This is a genomic window from Pedobacter quisquiliarum (genome assembly GCF_014642175.1).
In the GTDB taxonomy this organism is placed as follows: domain Bacteria; phylum Bacteroidota; class Bacteroidia; order Sphingobacteriales; family Sphingobacteriaceae; genus Pedobacter; species Pedobacter quisquiliarum.
Genome location: NZ_BMIL01000002.1, coordinates 400,668 through 418,335, shown reverse-complemented (window position 1 = coordinate 418,335; position 17,668 = coordinate 400,668). Strand labels below are relative to the sequence as shown.

The window sequence follows — 17,668 nt, the reverse complement described above, 5'->3', positions numbered from 1 at the left end:
TATTATACCTGTTTTAACTGCCCCGTAACTGCGTAGAACAAAAATGTCTGAACGTTTTTATAGCCCATCTCCAGCAGCAGGTCGCGGTAATGCGTCACCTGTTTAATGTGCTTGTCACTCTGCTCCATCGTAAACTTATAGTCGATCAGTGTAAGTCCGTTTTCATTGATGAGTACCCGGTCTGGCCTATAACTTTTTCCATGCCGGTCAACAATGGTCTGCTCGGTTAAGCTCTGTTTGCTGTTCCGCAGCAGGTCCTGAAGCGCTGTATGCTCCAGCACCGCTTTCGCCTGAACCTTCAAGTGCGGCAACTCTTCTGCTTTAAAGTTCCCTGCAGCCAGCATGTCACCAAGCACTGACTCAAGTTCATCAGGCGTGTTCGCATTGGCCAGCACGTCATGCAGGATACTCCCCGTGCGGCCCGCAGTGTTGCCAGTCAGCAAGTCGAAATCGCGGCGCTTTAAATCTGCATCAAAGACCTTGCTCAGGCGGTCGGAAGTCGGATAAACCTTAAGGTTTATCGACGGCTTCAGGTCATCGCTTTTTTGCCTGGCATTCACCGGGTCATCCAATAAGTAGCTGCCTTCAGGCGAAAGGTCAAACTCCAGCACCTTGATCAGCAGATCCCCAATGTTTGTTATGGAATCTGTTTTTTTACCCATGGTGCTGATGGACAAGTACTCCTTACTGCGGGTTGTGGCCACATAAAGCATGTTTAGCGCATCCATATTGTTAAATAGCAGTTCCTCGAAGTATGGCCTGGCAACGCTGGAATTGCCCAGTTCTTTATTGTATTTCAATGGAATGCTCTGCAAATGGTGGTATGGCGTACCTGCCGAGGGTACCCAGAAGATGCTGTTGGGTTTGCCATTAATTTCCCAGGTGCAAAAAGGCAGCAACACGGCTTTAAAGGCCAGGCCTTTTGCCTTGTGTATCGTTACAACCTGCACCGCATCGGCATTTTCAGAAGAAGGCAGCGTCTTACGCGTCCCTTCCTCATTCCAGTACCTTAGAAATGCCGTGATCCCACGTTCACCTTGCCGTGTGAAATTACCGCAAAGGTCTCTGAAGGCAAAAAGATATGGCAGATGCCCTTCCATCTGGTCCAAACCATAAGCCCGCATGATGCGCTCTATCAGTTCTGGCAGCGGTTGCTGAATCCAGCTTTGCCAGTTCAAACACAAATCTGCTGGTAACACCGCGCTAAGCTGGTCCAGCGTTTTAAACTTCAGCGCAAAGTAGTGCGCCGTATCAACGGACGTGTTCCGTAATCGTGCATAAAGACTGATGCAATTCGCTTTGTATAAGCCCGTATTTGAAGGCAGACCCGCCAGTACGTTTAACGTATTGAGCAGCAACTTTATCGCGTTATTATTTGCCAGAAGCAGCGCCTCTCCGGAGATCACCTTGATTCCATTGTCCAGTAAAGCTTTTACCGTTGCAATGGCCTCAGCGTTCTTTCGTACCAGCACACAGATGTCGCGCAGCTGATATTGCTTCTCTTCCAGCAGCATTTTGACTTCAGCAACCATCTGGTTGATGGCTTCCTGGCTATAGTTATTTTTGCTTACCGGATTACCGGCAGCATCGGTCTTAATGACCTGAAATTTTATCGTACCACCCTCCAGGGTTCTTGCTGTTAGTTTCTGTGCAGCACCGGAATACACGTCGGTAACCACACGATCAAAACCCTGTTGTTGCCACCATTCAGGTAGACCCTGATTCGCCTCCTGGCAAGCAATGTTATCGTTAAGCTGCCGCTGCAACAAATCGGGCAAGTCTTTGAAAAGTCTGTTATTGAAGTTGATGATGTGTGCGGTACTGCGGTAATTCTCCTCCAGACTGTCGTCCATTACGTTGTGCGCACCCAGTTCCAATTTGGCCTGCTGGTGCAGGATGTTCCAATCGCCGTTCCGCCAACGATAAATGGACTGCTTGGTATCCCCGACAATCAGGTGATCAATCAGGGTATTGCTGGGTGATGCAATAGCATTACTCAATAGCGATTTAAAGCTACCCCATTGGTTGGAAGAGGTATCCTGAAATTCATCAAACAGGAAGTTCTTATAACGTCCTCCCATTTTTTCCCAGATGAAAGAAGGATTGTCACCCGCATCATCTGTAATGCCTTTCAGCAGGTTCTGCGCATCGCTGATCAGCAGGTTCTTACTTTCATCACGGTAGCTTTTCAGCAGTGCCGCCATCTCCTGCATCAATCGCAGAAAGTACAGGTTCTTGTTAAAGCTTTGTGCCAGCACGTATTCGGCCAGGCCGTTTGTATACACTTCCTGCAGCTGCTTAAGCATGGGGTTAAGCTGGTCATAAAGCTCATGGCTCAGCCCTTTCTGGAACCATTGTTCCGGGTCATCAATCAACTTATTCAGGTTGCTGACCTTACTAAAATCACCCTCCGCTACGCGCTTCAGGTTGAAGAGTGGCGATCTCGACTTGCCTTTTAGCATATTCGGATCCACATCCAGCACATTAAACAGCGACCAGCCGTCGCCAGCAAGTTGAAGCACCTGGTCTTCAAACTGCCTGATGTTCTCACGCGTCAGACTTTGATAGTCCTTGAACAATTCATCCAAGTCCACAACTTCCGACAGTGCATCGATCGCTTGTTCAAAAGGCTGGTAGCGCTCCTTAAAGATCTCGCTACTGAGGTCTAGCAGTTCACGCCGGTAGTTCCAATTCGTGTTATTATTTATACGCTCCAGCGCGAGGTCGATGATCCACTGCAATAGCCTGGGTTTACTATCCAGTGCTTTGTCCAGCCGGTCTGCCAGTTCATTCTTCACCTTATCATAATTCATCTCCAGCGCATACCCGGAGTCCAGGCCGAGCTCAAAAGCAAAGCCACGGATCACCTTCTGCACAAAGCCGTCGATGGTGCTGACAGAAAAGCGGCTGTAATCGTGTAAGATCTTTCGGTAGATGATGTCCGCACTTTCTTTAAGGCTCTGTGGATTCAGGTTGGGGTGTGCTTTAAGCACCAACTCGCGGTAGGCATTGATTTGTCCGGAATCTTCACCGGTAGCCAGCCCCTGTAATACCTCCAGTATCCTGGTTTTCATCTCTTCGGTCGCCTTATTGGTGAAGGTCACCGCAAGAATCTCGCGGTACTTGGTTTCAGCACTAAAAAGCAGCGTAAGATAATGGACCGTAAGGCTGAAAGTCTTGCCCGAGCCTGCCGAAGCCTGAAGAATCTTTATGGGTTGAAGCATATGTAAAGAAAAACCGAAATTAGGTATTATAAGTTTTACGTGGCGCGACTAAGGGTTTGCTTTTAGTCGTGGGTCAAACGTGAATTTAGATATACTGGAGATGCTTATTTTCGCAAAAGCCGGATGATCTGGATTTATCAGGTAGTTGTACTCCAGGTCAATAATCGCCGAAGGCACTTTTAAAACGGCAGATGCCCCTTCCCGAATCCATTTATCGCCAAGCGCCTGCGTGATGGGATAGTTTGCTACAGCCGCCCAGTCCTGGTGAAGCGACTCAAGTTCTGCAATGGAAATCTCCATGATGGACACCGATGCGTTTATATTGATAATGCTTACAGAAAAATCACCCGCAGCGATTGAAGCACCATTCTTATGTGCAAGAGACTCCAGACAGGAGAGCGCAAGGCTCCCCCCGGTATATAGCACCCGTACGCCTGCTGAATTCCAGCGTGCAGCAATACCTGGCGGATTTAATGTATTCGCATATCTAGTCTGCGTAATCCTGTAGACCAGCATCACTAAACCGTAATGCCATAATCGATTCGGATTAACTCATCCATGACCATGTTAATTCCTGTAATTGTATCCAGTACTTCAATGGGGCGAGCGGAAAGCGCAATACTCTCATGAGCCATCCAGTTTTTGAATTCTTCTAATGAACCGAAGGAATCCATGCCTTTATCAAAAAGCTGAAATAACTGCAAGATGTGTTCACTAAGGCCGGTATTAAGTTCCTTGCCTGCCTTGATGTGTTTTCTTAATGTTGGCTCTGTGAGATCTAAAATACTCGCCACGGTGGCCTGAGTGGCGCCCGATATTTCAATGAGATCGGTAATTGCCTGGGCATCCAGGCCTTTTCTGATCCTGGAAAGCTTTACCGTTGGCGACTTGAATGTTGCACGGTAAGGATTCAACAAATGATTTGCTCTTCTTGTATTCTGATACGCAACTTCAGCCTCTGATAGCTGCTGCGAACCGCCCCTATTTGCAATATCGTATTGCTTAGCCCTTACTGAAGAATCACTTAGCCCGGAACTTAAATCTTTGTTCGTGAACTGACCTGTTGTAGATATTCCTTTTTTCGCTCCCATAACTAAAGATAATTATTTACCATTGTAAACGAAAGTTTTTTCTAAATGTTTTTATACCATACTAAATCCTCTTACCAAATCCAAGGAAAAACACGGCCATCTGATACTACTTTAAAGCACGCTTGCAACGTTTTACGCCGTTCAATCGTCTTCATCATAAAACAAACAGCATATGAAAATCTTTACACCTAAACCAGCCCTCTTTCTTGTCCTCGCATTTATGCTATTCAGCTGCTCCGTGCAGGCGCAGGATAGAACAAAACGCATTGGCAACAAACCCCGAACGGGCTCAAGCAACACCAGTTTTGCAGTAACTAAAGGCCATCAAATAGGCATTAAGATGAATGCGGGCCGTAAGATGTTGCAGTTGATGAACCTCGACTTTGGCATTGAGAACACCAAAAAAGAGCCGATCGGAATCAAGGTGAATGTCTATGAATTCAAGAAGGAACAACCAACGGAGAACCTGGTTAAGGAAGCCATTGTAACTGCAATTCCTTCTGGTAAGTCGCGCATGAACATAGATCTTGCGAAATATGACATCAAAGCCAAAGGCGACATCTTAGTCGCTATTGAGTTTACGGAAACTAAATCTGGCTACAACCCGGTATTTTCAATAGGCCTGTTTAATGGCGGCACTTACCGCTTTCAAGGCACGGAGTGGAAGAAAATGCCAGTTGCCGGGGTAGACTTCAACGTAACCGTGAAAAAGCTATAAAACCATATTGCAAGATGTATAATGCACTTTTTGACCACGTAAATAGATTTACGAATCTCGATGAGGATGAGCAAGTGATACTTGCGAGCATGTTGAAGACTGCTTCTTATAAGAAGAAAGCCTTCTTGCATGAAGCTGGGGCAATTTGCCGTGAAAACTATTTCGTCGTTAAAGGCTGCTTACGTCTATACTTTATCGACATCAAAGGTGCTGAACAAACTACGCAATTTGCGATTGAAAACTGGTGGATCTCTGATCTAACCAGTTTTCTGTTCCAAAGCCAATCTGATTTCTACATTCAGGCCGCAGAAGAAACGGAAGTCATCGTTGTCGAACGCCACCTGTATGACCATATCTTTGAACAGCTCCCTGGCATGGAAAAGTACTTCAGGCTGATTTACCAGAAGCTGCACCAGGCCTCGCAGATCCGTATTAAGTATCTCTATAGCCAAACCGCTGAAGAACGGTATACCAACTTTAATAGTGCTTTTCCGGCATTTGTACAACGTGTACCACAGTACATGCTGGCTTCCTATTTAGGCTTTACGCCGGAGTTCCTCAGTAAAATCCGCGCGAAAAAATAACTACCTGCCAAACACCTATTCCTGCTTTCTTAATCTACATTAAGATTTTCCTTTCTGTTGTTGCTGACCTTTGAAATGAAAAATAAATAAAGTTATGAAAAGCAGAATTGACATCCAGAAAGTAGAACCAGCAGCATACCAGGCTATGTATGCGTTAGAGAAGTATTTATCCAGCAGCAAAATAGAACCGATCTTACTCGAACTCATCAAGATGAGGGCTTCGCAGCTTAATGGCTGTGCCTTCTGTCTGAACATGCATTCAGCAGACGCACGTAAAATTGGCGAAACCGAACAACGCCTCTACCTATTGAATGCCTGGACAGAAACAACCTTGTTTACAGCACGAGAAAAAGCAGTTCTGGCGTTAACGGAAGCGGTAACGCATATTGGCAACCATGTCTCAGATGAGATCTACAACAATGTTGCGTCCTTCTTCGAAGAAAAGGAAGTCGCGCAGCTCATTATTGCCATTGCCACCATAAATGCATGGAATAGAATTGCAATAACATCCAGACTCATCGTTTCTTAATTCCTCATGCTGATTAGTGAACAATGGCGGTATCCTCATTGTTCACTAAATATAAATGAGTCTCATGAAAACAGAACTTCAAAAAATGCTCGATGGTGAGTTGTACGATGCCAGTGACGCCACCCTCGTTGAAATGCGTGATAAAGCAAGGACTTTAACTGCACAGTACAATCTGCAGATGGGGAAACCTTTAGCCGAACGCAACGATACCCTTAAACAATTGCTGGGCGCCTGCAGCACCATTGATATTCAACCCCCATTTTTCTGCGACTACGGCAGCCACATTACCGCCGGCGAGAACTTCTTCATGAACTTCAACTGTGTAATCCTGGATTGTGCGCAAGTTACGATCGGCAAGAACGTAATGTGCGGGCCATACGTACAGATTTATACTGCCTATCACCCGCTGGTTGCTGAAGAACGCATTAAAGGTCCTGAACTCGCATCACCCATCACCATTGGCGACAATGTCTGGATTGGTGGTGGCGCAATCATCTGCCCCGGTGTAACCATCGGAAACAACACGACCATCGGTGCTGGTAGCGTCGTGACCAAAGATATTCCTGACAATGTCTTCGCTGCCGGAAATCCATGCCGGGTAATTAAGCAGATTAATCCTGATAAAACCGAGTTCGTTTAGCGCGCGAAGATCTATATGTAAAGTTTCGTCACCTAAATACTGACATAAAATACTACCTTATAAAGGTAGAATGCCGAATCGATCACCATAACTTTAATTGATATAAATGATATCGAACTTCTCTAAGCCATGATTCCGGTTCTATCTCATTCAACCAGGCAGCCTTATTCCGGAGACCTTTCAAATACGACTCGTCATATTTTGGATGATAATCTACAAGCTCAACAAAATGAAGTGAGCTTTTGTCCAACTCTCCCGTTTCAGCCTGCTGTCGTCCCATGGCTCTTACACCAAAAGGTTTATACAAAATGTTGTCTTCAAGACTTTGTAACACACGCTGCGGGATATCAATTCGAATTGTCCCGTACTCGTCTGTTAAAACATGGATATTTGCTTTATCCTTGCCTCCAGCATTGGTGATCTTGCCATAAAAGTAGAACTCTGCATCTAACCAAACGGTTTCTGAACGCATATAATGCGTGCTCTTATCAATGGTTAACGTCGCCGAATCCATTATTGATGTCGTAATTAAAAAGCTGAAGTCTTTCTTATATGCTGTTTCCTGAAACGACTCCAGCGCTTTAGCGGTATTTATTTCCAGAAAATCAATACTCCTGCTAGAATCTACTTGAGCAATGATCGCATTAAAACCAATTATGGTCTGAATACTGGTTTTCAAAATGTGGCGCACGGACCCTTCTTCCATCTCGTAAGACATTAAAGGACGCCCCTTTTTATCTCCTGGAAATAATAGATCTTCAGAATATTACAAAACATCAATCAATTCGCGCACATCCAGGGTGTCGGGTTTTAAATCCAACTTGCCCTTTTTCCCTGATACACGAATTTCTATATGGCCAATCTTTTCCATCTTAACAAAACTAACAAATTTGCACGCATTATATATAGCTAACAATTGCTAAGTGTTTATGTGTAAGTGAAATCACTTGTTATTGCTCCCCTACAATTTTACTCTACAAAAACACTAGGCTTTATTTTTGCACTTACCTTTGTATTATAAACTAAACCACAATTCAAAAATGAAAAAATTGATCTTCTCCCTGGCGCTTGCTTCGGTATTTTCCATCAGCGCTTTTGCGCAAACGAAACCAGCAACAGCTACGGAAGGTGCGAAAAAAGAAGCCGTAACCATTTATAACCCGCAGGCAAATGCACAGGCCGACATTGATGCCGCTGTTGCAAGAGCTGCTAAAGCAGACAAAAACGTATTGGTACAAGTCGGTGGCAACTGGTGCATCTGGTGTATCCGCTTCCACGATCTGGTAAATAAAACACCCGAACTGAACAAATACCTAACCGACAACTTCGAATGGGTACTGGTAAACTACAGCCCTGAAGTGAAAAACACGGAAGTACTAACCAAAATTGGCAACCCAGGCCGTTTTGGTTATCCCGTATTCGTCGTATTAAACAGTAAAGGCGAAGTGCTACACATTCAGGATTCCGGATACCTGGAGCGCGATCAGGATGAAACCAAAATTGATGGCCCTGGTCACAGTGTTAAAAAGATCCAGACCTTCCTAAAGAACTGGACCACCGCGGCAGTAAAAGCACCAGCAAAATCTTAACAACATAAACAGTATAAAAAAGAAAGAGGCCTTCACAAACATGTAAAGGCCTCTTTCTTTATACTTACATTTTTGGCTTATTCCCCGTCGCCATACTTGAAGAAAGTATTTACGCTCACCGGTAGCTTACCTGTAGGTTCTACCGAATGACTAAATACTGCAGCAGCAGCTTTCTGCATGAAGTCTTCCTTCTGATAAGCGATCAGCAAACCTTTACTATTTTCTAGTCCGGACCAGCTGGCCAGGTTATATGGATTTGCAAAAACAGCAAATGCGGTATTCTTTTGTGCCATGTTTTTGATAAACATCTTCAGGTCTGCACTTAAAGGCATCCCATTCCCAGGACGAGTGCGGGTGTCATGAATGCCGATGATCACCTGATCAAACATGCCCAATTCCCGAAGCACCTTCGCAATGGCGTTGGCATTTGCGTTCTTATCCAGCGTGAACATCACAGCATTTGTGTATTGTGTAGCCAGGCTGTGCTGGAAAGTGGTTACCCCTGGCGTGCCGATGCTGATTACGGCCGTGCGTTTCTGTTTATCAAAAGTCTTGATAAACTGCTTGCCACGCAGCATGGTCATGGAAGCATTCGCCAAGTCCTGCACCAAAGCATGGCTTTCCGGACGGTTAACTTCTGCAGCTACATTTTCTAGCTTAATTTCCGGCTCCACGTTCAGTCCGGCATAGTACTTCGCGGTAAGGATCTTGCGTACACTTTCATCAATCCGTTCCATACTGATCCTTCCGGATTTTACCGCCTGACGAACCAATTTGATGCCTCTTCTGGTGTCTTCCGACAGCTCAAGAATATCATTACCGGCTTCAATGCCCATCACATCTGCTTCACCATCCTTAAAGAACTTCACCACACCCTTCATTTCCATTGCATCGGAAATGATGATGCCTTTAAAGCCAAGCTCCTCTTTCAATAATCCCGTAACAATAGGTTTTGACAAAGTGGAAGGCAGATTAGGCGTGTTGTCTAACGAAGGAATATTCATGTGCGCGATCATCACACCGGATGCACCTTTAGCAATCAGGTGTTTAAAAGGATACAACTCAAGACTATCCAGGCGTGCTTTCGTGAACTTTAATTGCGGCAGATCATGGTGCGAATCTACATCGGTATCACCGTGGCCGGGGAAGTGTTTCAAGCTTACCAATAAACCGCCATCCTGCATACCCCGCATATAGGCTTCAGACTTTGCAGCTACATTATACTTGTTCTCTCCAAAAGAGCGGTAGTTGATTACCGGGTTGCCGGCATTGTTGTTTACATCCACATCAGGCGCAAGGTTCATGTGCATCCCAACACGCTTGAAATCTTTAGCCACTTCAAGCCCCATCTTGTAAATTAAGCTGGTATCCTGAACAGCACCAAGCGCCATCTGGTATGGATAAGAAACGGTACTGTCCAGGCGCATGCCCAAACCCCACTCCCCATCAAGGGTTACTAATAAAGGTACACGGGCGTTTTTCTGGTAGGTGCTGGTTAGGTTTGCCTGGCGACCAGGTCCACCTTGAAAGAAAACCAATCCACCAATCCGTGCACGGCGAATCACTTTGCCAACGGAATCTTCATATTTTTTATCCGCATTGGTAAGCGCACGGATAAAGAACATCTGCGCGACCTTATCACGCTTACTCATTTTATTTAAGACAGAATCTACCCAGGCATTGGGCTCTGCCAGGGTCTGTAAATAGGATTTTTGTTGTGCGTTAACCTGAGTTGCTGCGCCAAAAACGAGCATGGACAGCACGGCGTATTTCTTGAAATTCATTACCGGGTTTAAAATAAGCTGCTAAATTATGAAAAGCACTGAACATTCGTGTACGGAGCCTGCTATTACAATTATCGGTCTAAAGGCTACAAACGCAGCTTTTTACCCCTAAATGTATCAAATTCGATACACTTTTAAGATGCCAGAAAAGCCTGCTCAATGGGCATCATATCTGCCTCAGCGGCCTTTCTAGGGGCCTAAAACAGCTTCTTTTCTCAGTATTTCACAACCTGTGACTTTCCTTGGCACATTTCTTTCATAGGTGGTATCGAACAAACATTATGAAACCAGCCTGTTCTTTCCATAAAACAGAAGACAGGTTGTATAATCAACAAAGAAAAATTAGACACATGAAAAAGATCTTTATTTTAGCTGCAGGCTTGTTTATCGCTGGCGCAGCAAATGCACAGAGCCCGGTTAGATTTGGCGTTAAAGCAGGCGTAAACATTGCTAACATCATTAAAGATGATGGAAACAATAACTTCAATACAGAAGGTAAAACTGGTTTCAACGCCGGTGTTACTGCAGACATTCCTTTAACTGATGCGGTATCTTTTACCCCAGAGGTATTGTTCTCGCAGAAAGGTTATAAATTAACAAACAACTTCGGCGAATATTCGCAAACCACAAACTTTATTGACATTCCAATTCTTGCAAGTGTAAGACTGGCAGGTCCGTTAGACTTAGTTGTTGGTCCACAGGTTTCCTTCTTAATGTCTACTAAAAACAAGTTTGAAACTGGTTACGGTTCTGTAGAAGACGTAAATGATAACAGCGATAAATTCAAGAAAAGCTTACTTGGTGGTGTAATCGGTGCACGTTACGGTTTAACTGAGAACCTAGATATCCATGGCCGTTATGCTTTAGATTTCCAGAAAATCAATGAAAACGGAAACAGCAACACACCTGAATTTAAAAATCAGGTATGGTCATTTGGTTTAGGCTATAAGTTCTAAGCTACCACAATTCCCCTATGAAAAACCCCGTCCAATTCAATTGGCGGGGTTTTCGTTTTTCAAACAATTTCCCGTACTCAAGCCTTTTATACTTATGAAACTCATCAACTCACTTATAGGTGGATTTGTAGGTGCCATCGCACTGAACATCCTGCACGAAACCGTAAAGCAGTATTATGAAAAAGCACCTCGCATAGACCTGCTCGGCGAGGAAGCGCTGGAGAAATCGTTGGATGCAGTAGGCATTGATCCGCCGGAAGGCAAAAACCTTTACCTGGCGACACTTGCCGGTGATGTCATCAGCAATGGCTTATATTATAGCGCCATCGGCTTTGGCAGCACCAAAAACATCTACATCAAAGGAGCCGTAGCCGGACTTGCCGCTGGTGTGGGCGCCCTGCAACTACCTGAACCGATGGGTCTGGACGACCTCCCAGTTACATACTCCAAGCCAACAAAGGCGCTAACGGTATCCTGGTATCTGTTCGGCGGCCTCGTTGCTGCGGCTGTGATCAAGGGACTAGAAAGCAAACGCAAGTTCTAAGCGCTACATGCAACAGCAACACAGCTGTAACCATAGTATAATAGTACCTTTGCCAGCCAGCACCATGCATCCTGCAGAGATTGCTGAAATATATAGATCTACAACATGAATATTGAAACCAGAAAACTTACACTCGCTGATTACGACGACTTAAAAGAGTCGATGGAACAAGCCTATGACACCATGGGTGGTCAGATCTGGAGTAAGCAAAGTATTGCAAAACTACTGAGCATCTTCCCTGACGGGCAGTTATGTATATCAGTTGATGATAAAGTAGTGGCCTGTTCACTATCCATCATTGTTGATTACAGCCAGTTTGGCGATAAACACACCTACCAACTTATTACCGGTAACTATACCTTCTCTACACATAACCCAAATGGCGATACGCTCTATGGCATTGAAATCTTTGTATCTCCGGATTACCGTGGATTAAGATTGGGACGCCGTCTTTATGAAGCACGTAAGGAGCTTTGTGAGAATCAAAACCTGAAAAGCATCATCGCCGGTGGCCGTATTCCAGGATATCACCCGCATGCAGATACGCTTACACCAAGACAGTATATCGACAAGGTAAAAGCGAAGGAACTTTATGATCCTACTTTAACGTTCCAGATCTCGAATGACTTCCACGTACGGAAGGTGTTAAAGAACTACCTGCCTGGCGATCACGAATCGCATGAGTTTGCCACGCTGATTGAATGGAACAACATTTACTATCAAGGTATTGATGCTTCTGCACGTTCGGCAAAGACCATTCGTATTGGACTTGTTCAATGGCAGATGCGTTTGTTCCCAGATATTGAAGCTTTCTACGAGCAAGTGGAATTCTTCGTGGACACCGTTTCGGGCTACAAATCCGACTTCGTCGTGTTCCCTGAATTCTTCAACACCCCTCTACTGGCGCCTTATAATCACCTGTCGGAAATGGAAGCCATGCGCAAGCTGGCAGAAATGACCCCAGACATCGTATTGAAAATACAAGAGTACGCGGTATCGTACAACGTGAACGTGATTTCCGGAACCATGCCGATTGTTGATGAAGACAATAAGATGTATAACGTGGCTTACCTATGTCACCGGAGCGGAAAAACCGAAGAATACCGTAAGGTGCACATCACGCCAAATGAACAGAAATACTATGGTATGGTGGGTGGTGATGCCATTCAGGTGTTTGACACGGATTGCGGAAAGGTTGGTATTCTGATTTGCTACGATGTAGAGTTCCCTGAATTGAGCCGCATCCTGGCAGATCAGGGCATGCAGATTCTTTTTGTGCCTTTCCTTACCGATACACAGAATGGCTATACGCGTGTTAGGCACTGCGCACAAGCAAGGGCGATTGAGAATGAATGTTATGTTGCCATTGCTGGCTGCGTAGGTAACCTGCCGAAGGTTAATAATATGGATATCCAGTTTGCACAATCTGCGGTATTTACCCCGTCTGACTTTGCTTTCCCTACCAATGCGGTTAAGGCAGAAGCAACGCCAAACACGGAAATGGTGCTCGTGGTCGACGTCGACCTGCACTTGCTTGATGAACTGCATCATTATGGTACAGTAAAGACCCTCACAGATCGACGATCTGATCTTTATAAGATTAAATTGTTAAAATAAGGCTCCGGCCTTATTTTTTTTGCCCATGATTTTCCGGGGCTAACACCTGTCACTATACCCAGGTTAGCAGCGGGAGGAAAAGCAGGCAACAAGCCAGCTCAACCGCCCTTTGTTCGCCTTTCGTTCGCCTTTCGTTCGCCTATCCTTCGCCTCCAGGCGAACAAAAGGCGAACGATAGGCGGTTGATAAGCGATTCAGCACGGAACCAAAATGCGCTTTACACGTGGACACTTTATGTCAAAGACGCTAAGTATTAGAACTTTCCGTATTTGCGAACCAGTATAAATCCATATATTCGTGTAAAATTGCGCTCAAGCATGTTCATCCATAAACAAAAATGCTTTCTGGTCCTCCTGTTCATCGTTCTGCAGGGATCTTTGTGTTTTGCTCAAAGGGTAATTATCGACTTAATACCCTTAAAAACTGCAAAAGGTTTATCCCAAAACAGTATACAGGATATATACAATGATTCTTATGGGTTGATGTGGTTTGGCACCATGGATGGACTAAACTTATACGATGGCTATAAGGTTACCGTGTACAAGCATGTTCATGGCGACCCAAATTCTATAGCAGCAAACAGCATCTTAGACATTGCCGAAGATTCAAATACAAACCTTTGGATCGGCACGCGCAAAGACGGCTTAAGTCGATACAACAGACGCAGCCAGACCTTTACGACCTTTAAACACAATCCTAAAGATAAAAACACCTTAAGCAGCAACAATATTTCCGTTGTGCTTCGGGCGGGCGACGGCAAGATCTGGGTGGGTACCGATGAGGGCTTGAACATCCTGGATCCGCAGAGTGGAAAGGTGGAGCGCGTGACGCACCAACCGAAAAACCCATATAGCATCAGCAGTTCACAAATTCTATCCTTGTTTATGGATGCGTCGGGGAGTATGTGGGTGGGCACGACCAAAGGCCTAAACCGGTATGATAAAGCGCAGAAGCGCTTTCACAGGTATTTCCTGGAGGGTGAAAAAGATGATGAGCTGGTCGCCTCCATAAATGCCATTGTAGAAGATGAGCAGCATAATATCTGGGTTGGCACTGAAGTGAACCTGAACAGACTGGATCGCAAAACCGGCCGCTTTCAGTCCTATAGCATCAGGGGGGATAAATTCTCTGCTGGTGGATATAATCCGATTTACACCTTCGCAAAAACAACGGGCAACCGCTTCTGGATTGGCACGAACACGACGTTACAGCTATTTGATGCGACCACAAGGAAGTTGATTTCAGTGGAAGACGAAGTGGATGACGAGAGTAATATGCCTAATGATGGGGTGTATTCCATTCTGGAAGATCGTGCCGGCACCCTTTGGGTAGGCACCAGCAGCGTTGGCGTACTTAAATACGATCGGAACCGGGCATACTTTCCACCTTTTAAAACTGCAGCAGTAAAAAAGCCCGCGGCGAAAAACATCATCCGGGCAATTGAAGAAGACGTGAATGTAAACCTTTACCTGGCCACTGATGCCGGTTTGGTCTATGCCACGCGTTTTGATCGTAGCTATAAAACCTATCAACATAATCCCAAAGATCCGAATAGCTTACTCAGCAACTACACTACAGCGGTGGTGAAGAGTAAAAAGGATGGTATGGTTTGGGTGGGCACCTACAATTCCGGGTTGGACCGGCTGGATCCGAAGACCGGCAAGTTTAAGCACTTTGTTGCCGGATATGGACCGCGTAAGATCAACAGCAATGCGATCATCTGTTTGCTGGAAGACCGACAGGGTAAAATCTGGATTGGTACCAGTTATGGTGGCTTGAATGTATATGATCCTAAAACCGGCCTAGTGGAAAAATTGATGCACAATGCCAAGGATGCAAATACGGTGTGCGACAATGTAATCTATTCCCTGTATGAAGATAAAGCGGGGAACATCTGGATCGGTGGTTACTCTAAGGGCATCAGCATTTACAATCCTGTCTCTAAAACTTTCAAACACCTGAATACCCGTAATACCGCGTTAAGCAGTGATGTGATCAGTGCTTTTTACGAAGACAAACAGGGGAACATGTACATTGGCACGCTGGAGGGCGGCTTAAACAACTATAACGTTAAAACCGGGAAGTTTAGCCACTTCACGGAAAGGAATGGTTTCCTGAACAACAACATTAATTACATCAATGCTGATGCAGAAGGCATACTATGGGTAACCACCAATCAGGGTTTAAGCAGCCTGCACCCAAAAACCGGGGTCAGTCGCAATTACGGCTATGAAAATGGGCTGAACAGCCTGGAGTTTAACCCTGGTTCGGGTAAAAAGCTGAAAGATGGCCGGATGATCGTCGGCAGTGTAAATGGCTTCAACGGCATTGATCCGAAACAGGCGAGAATTAACAAGCATAAGCCAGACGTGATTCTGACCGGGATATCGTTGTTCAACAAGCCCGTTTTACCTGGCGGCGCAGACAGCATTCTACATGAGAATATTTTAACTACGAAAAGGATTGAGGTTAAGACTGAATTTTCCGTACTGACCTTACATTTTGCAGCGCTAAACTACACGATCCCGGAGCAGAATAAGTATGCTTACCGCCTGGATGGCTTCGATGGGGATTGGCGGTATGTAGGGAATCAACAAGAAGCCACTTATACCAATCTGGATCCGGGGAAATATGTATTTAGGGTAAAGGCAGCCAACAATGACGGTGTCTGGAACGACAAAGAAACTCGTCTGGAGCTGGTTGTTGTACCGCCTTTTTATCAGACGCGTTTCTTCCAGATTCTTGCGGCAATCCTATTGGTTTCTGCATTGATCGAGCTCTACTATTTAAGAATCACATACATTACCCTGCAGAAGGCCAAGCTGGAGCATCTCGTTCGCAACAGAACAAAAAAGATCGAGTCACAGCAACTCCACTTGCAAAACCTGAACCAGGCGCTTCAGCAACAGACGGAAGCATTGCGGACACAATCCAAAGCAATTAGCGAGCAGGCGAAGGAACTTAGCTTGAAGACAAAGTCACTGGAAATCGTAAATCAGGAACTGCTAAAGCAGAAAGATGAGGAGCAAAAAGCCAGGCTAATGGCGGAAGCAGCACAGGAGTTGGCGGATAAAGCAAACCTTGCTAAAGGCACTTTCCTGGCCACCATGAGTCATGAACTGCGTACGCCATTAAATGGTGTGTTGGGTATGGCCTCCCTCCTTTCTAAAACAGCCCTGGATACCGAACAGGAAGAATATACCACCGCCATTGTGACCAGCGGCAAGTCTTTGATGAGCGTTATAAATGACGTGCTAGATTATTCTAAGATCGAATCGGGCATGATGGAACTGGAGGCGCATGCCTTCGATCTGCGCAAATGCATCGCGGATGTGTTCTCGATTTTTGCGCCGAAAGTACAGGAATCCGGAATTAAGCTGATTTCGGACCTGGACGCTGCGATTCCTGAAATTATTGTCGGTGACAGTCACCGATTAAGTCAGGTGCTGATCAATCTGGTTGGTAATGGCGTAAAGTTTACCAGCAAAGGTAGCGTATCGGTGAAGGCTTTTTGTGTTCATCAAACTGCGGAAAAGATCAGAATTGGCTTTGATGTGAAGGATACGGGCATTGGTATTGATCCGGAGCAGCTTAGCAAGCTGTTTAAGCCCTTTAATCAGATCGACTCAACCATCACCAGGAAGTTCGGTGGCACAGGCTTAGGGCTCGTGATCTGTGAGAAACTGATCAGGCTTATGGGTGGTGAGATTTCGGTGAAGAGTTTTGAAGGTTCCGGGAGCTGCTTCAGCTTTGAAATAGAATGCGACATTGCGCAACTCGGATCGGCAAACCGGAAGATGCAACAGGACGTAAAAGCGGCTGCATCTGCGAAGCGCGTGCTTTCGGAAGGCTTTGCACAAAGCTATCCTTTCCGGATTCTAATAGCGGAAGATAACATGATGAACCAGCGCCTGATTACCCGGGTGATAACTAAACTTGGCTATGCGCCAGACTTGGCAGTAGATGGTCAGAATGCGCTGGACATGGTTGCCTCAGGAGATTATGATCTGGTACTGATGGACGTGCAGATGCCAGTACTTGATGGTATTCAGGCAGCGGAGGTCATCCGTGCGCAGTATGGCAGCAGACCCCTCATTATGGCGATGACGGCCAATGCGATGAGTCAGGATATTGAACGCTGTATGCAGGCCGGTATGGATGATTACATTTCCAAGCCGCTGGACATTGAACTGCTGGTGAATAAGCTCGTGGATTTAAGTGCACGGGTGAAGCAGGAAGCCAGAGAGGTATAGAAACAAGAAAGCCCGTTGATGATCAACGGGCTTTCTTGTTATGTGGTGCGGAGAGAGAGGGATTCGAACCCTCGATACCCTTTTGAGGTATACACACTTTCCAGGCGTGCTCCTTCAACCACTCGGACACCTCTCCTTT

At 45.5% G+C, this 17,668-nt stretch carries 14 protein-coding genes and 1 tRNA gene; 9 read left to right on the top strand and 6 right to left on the bottom strand.

Annotated features, from left to right (window positions below; genetic code table 11):
• Positions 1 to 2 precede the first annotated feature (2 nt).
• From IEW69_RS04290 to IEW69_RS04280, 3 genes are read right to left on the bottom strand one after another with little or no spacing between them, the layout of a single operon-like run.
• Complete coding sequence (locus IEW69_RS04290) at positions 3 to 3,224, bottom strand: UvrD-helicase domain-containing protein (protein ID WP_188625588.1); 3,222 nt, start codon at positions 3,222 to 3,224, stop codon at positions 3 to 5.
• A 48-nt stretch (positions 3,225 to 3,272) separates the two neighbouring features.
• On the bottom strand, positions 3,273 to 3,740 hold the full coding sequence (locus IEW69_RS04285) for an RES family NAD+ phosphorylase (protein ID WP_188625687.1): 468 nt from the start codon (positions 3,738 to 3,740) through the stop codon (positions 3,273 to 3,275).
• Positions 3,741 to 3,742: 2 nt separating this feature from the next.
• Entirely contained in the window at positions 3,743 to 4,315 is a 573-nt protein-coding gene (locus tag IEW69_RS04280) for an Xre family toxin-antitoxin system antitoxin (protein WP_188625587.1), read from the bottom strand.
• A 172-nt stretch (positions 4,316 to 4,487) separates the two neighbouring features.
• On the opposite strand from IEW69_RS04280, the gene IEW69_RS04275 reads away from it, so the two are divergent.
• The 4 genes from IEW69_RS04275 to IEW69_RS04260 all read left to right on the top strand — a co-directional run bounded on the left by IEW69_RS04275 (position 4,488) and on the right by IEW69_RS04260 (position 6,786).
• Complete coding sequence (locus IEW69_RS04275; RefSeq protein WP_188625586.1) at positions 4,488 to 5,033, top strand: hypothetical protein; 546 nt, start codon at positions 4,488 to 4,490, stop codon at positions 5,031 to 5,033.
• A gap of 14 nt (positions 5,034 to 5,047) precedes the next feature.
• Positions 5,048 to 5,617, top strand: coding sequence for a Crp/Fnr family transcriptional regulator (locus tag IEW69_RS04270; RefSeq protein WP_188625585.1), 570 nt, complete (start codon positions 5,048 to 5,050; stop codon positions 5,615 to 5,617).
• A 94-nt stretch (positions 5,618 to 5,711) separates the two neighbouring features.
• Positions 5,712 to 6,146 (top strand): carboxymuconolactone decarboxylase family protein, encoded by a 435-nt coding sequence (locus IEW69_RS04265; RefSeq protein WP_188625584.1) that lies wholly within the window; start codon positions 5,712 to 5,714, stop codon positions 6,144 to 6,146.
• A gap of 64 nt (positions 6,147 to 6,210) precedes the next feature.
• Positions 6,211 to 6,786, top strand: coding sequence for a sugar O-acetyltransferase (locus IEW69_RS04260; RefSeq protein WP_188625583.1), 576 nt, complete (start codon positions 6,211 to 6,213; stop codon positions 6,784 to 6,786).
• A gap of 82 nt (positions 6,787 to 6,868) precedes the next feature.
• On the opposite strand, the gene IEW69_RS04255 is transcribed toward IEW69_RS04260, so the two are convergent.
• On the bottom strand, positions 6,869 to 7,492 hold the full coding sequence (locus IEW69_RS04255; RefSeq protein WP_229663505.1) for a hypothetical protein: 624 nt from the start codon (positions 7,490 to 7,492) through the stop codon (positions 6,869 to 6,871).
• 334 nt (positions 7,493 to 7,826) lie between these two features.
• Between IEW69_RS04255 and IEW69_RS04250 the strand changes: the two genes are divergently transcribed.
• A complete protein-coding gene (locus IEW69_RS04250) occupies positions 7,827 to 8,375 on the top strand; it encodes a thioredoxin family protein (protein ID WP_188625582.1) in 549 nt (182 codons plus the stop codon).
• 77 nt (positions 8,376 to 8,452) lie between these two features.
• Here the strand turns inward: IEW69_RS04250 and IEW69_RS04245 are convergent, their stop codons facing one another.
• Entirely contained in the window at positions 8,453 to 10,159 is a 1,707-nt protein-coding gene (locus IEW69_RS04245; protein ID WP_188625581.1) for a glycoside hydrolase family 3 protein, read from the bottom strand.
• A gap of 350 nt (positions 10,160 to 10,509) precedes the next feature.
• On the opposite strand from IEW69_RS04245, the gene IEW69_RS04240 reads away from it, so the two are divergent.
• The 4 genes from IEW69_RS04240 to IEW69_RS04225 all read left to right on the top strand — a co-directional run bounded on the left by IEW69_RS04240 (position 10,510) and on the right by IEW69_RS04225 (position 17,529).
• Positions 10,510 to 11,115, top strand: a complete 606-nt coding sequence (locus IEW69_RS04240) for a porin family protein (protein WP_188625580.1) — start codon at positions 10,510 to 10,512, stop codon at positions 11,113 to 11,115.
• A 94-nt stretch (positions 11,116 to 11,209) separates the two neighbouring features.
• Positions 11,210 to 11,659 carry a hypothetical protein gene (locus tag IEW69_RS04235; RefSeq protein WP_188625579.1) on the top strand — a complete coding sequence of 150 codons (450 nt, stop codon included), beginning with the start codon at positions 11,210 to 11,212 and terminating at the stop codon, positions 11,657 to 11,659.
• 105 nt (positions 11,660 to 11,764) lie between these two features.
• Entirely contained in the window at positions 11,765 to 13,276 is a 1,512-nt protein-coding gene (locus tag IEW69_RS04230) for a carbon-nitrogen hydrolase family protein (protein ID WP_188625578.1), read from the top strand.
• A 317-nt stretch (positions 13,277 to 13,593) separates the two neighbouring features.
• A complete protein-coding gene (locus IEW69_RS04225) occupies positions 13,594 to 17,529 on the top strand; it encodes a hybrid sensor histidine kinase/response regulator (protein WP_188625577.1) in 3,936 nt (1,311 codons plus the stop codon).
• A 48-nt stretch (positions 17,530 to 17,577) separates the two neighbouring features.
• Here the strand turns inward: IEW69_RS04225 and IEW69_RS04220 are convergent.
• Positions 17,578 to 17,665: transfer RNA gene (locus IEW69_RS04220), tRNA-Ser, on the bottom strand.
• Positions 17,666 to 17,668 lie beyond the last annotated feature (3 nt).

Coding starts and splice junctions, on each gene's coding strand:
- IEW69_RS04290 (WP_188625588.1), bottom strand. CDS start 3,224: ATGCTTCAACCCATAAAGATTCTTCAGGCTTCGGCAGGCTCGGGCAAG.
- IEW69_RS04285 (WP_188625687.1), bottom strand. CDS start 3,740: ATGCTGGTCTACAGGATTACGCAGACTAGATATGCGAATACATTAAAT.
- IEW69_RS04280 (WP_188625587.1), bottom strand. CDS start 4,315: ATGGGAGCGAAAAAAGGAATATCTACAACAGGTCAGTTCACGAACAAA.
- IEW69_RS04275 (WP_188625586.1), top strand. CDS start 4,488: ATGAAAATCTTTACACCTAAACCAGCCCTCTTTCTTGTCCTCGCATTT.
- IEW69_RS04270 (WP_188625585.1), top strand. CDS start 5,048: ATGTATAATGCACTTTTTGACCACGTAAATAGATTTACGAATCTCGAT.
- IEW69_RS04265 (WP_188625584.1), top strand. CDS start 5,712: ATGAAAAGCAGAATTGACATCCAGAAAGTAGAACCAGCAGCATACCAG.
- IEW69_RS04260 (WP_188625583.1), top strand. CDS start 6,211: ATGAAAACAGAACTTCAAAAAATGCTCGATGGTGAGTTGTACGATGCC.
- IEW69_RS04255 (WP_229663505.1), bottom strand. CDS start 7,492: ATGGAAGAAGGGTCCGTGCGCCACATTTTGAAAACCAGTATTCAGACC.
- IEW69_RS04250 (WP_188625582.1), top strand. CDS start 7,827: ATGAAAAAATTGATCTTCTCCCTGGCGCTTGCTTCGGTATTTTCCATC.
- IEW69_RS04245 (WP_188625581.1), bottom strand. CDS start 10,159: ATGAATTTCAAGAAATACGCCGTGCTGTCCATGCTCGTTTTTGGCGCA.
- IEW69_RS04240 (WP_188625580.1), top strand. CDS start 10,510: ATGAAAAAGATCTTTATTTTAGCTGCAGGCTTGTTTATCGCTGGCGCA.
- IEW69_RS04235 (WP_188625579.1), top strand. CDS start 11,210: ATGAAACTCATCAACTCACTTATAGGTGGATTTGTAGGTGCCATCGCA.
- IEW69_RS04230 (WP_188625578.1), top strand. CDS start 11,765: ATGAATATTGAAACCAGAAAACTTACACTCGCTGATTACGACGACTTA.
- IEW69_RS04225 (WP_188625577.1), top strand. CDS start 13,594: ATGTTCATCCATAAACAAAAATGCTTTCTGGTCCTCCTGTTCATCGTT.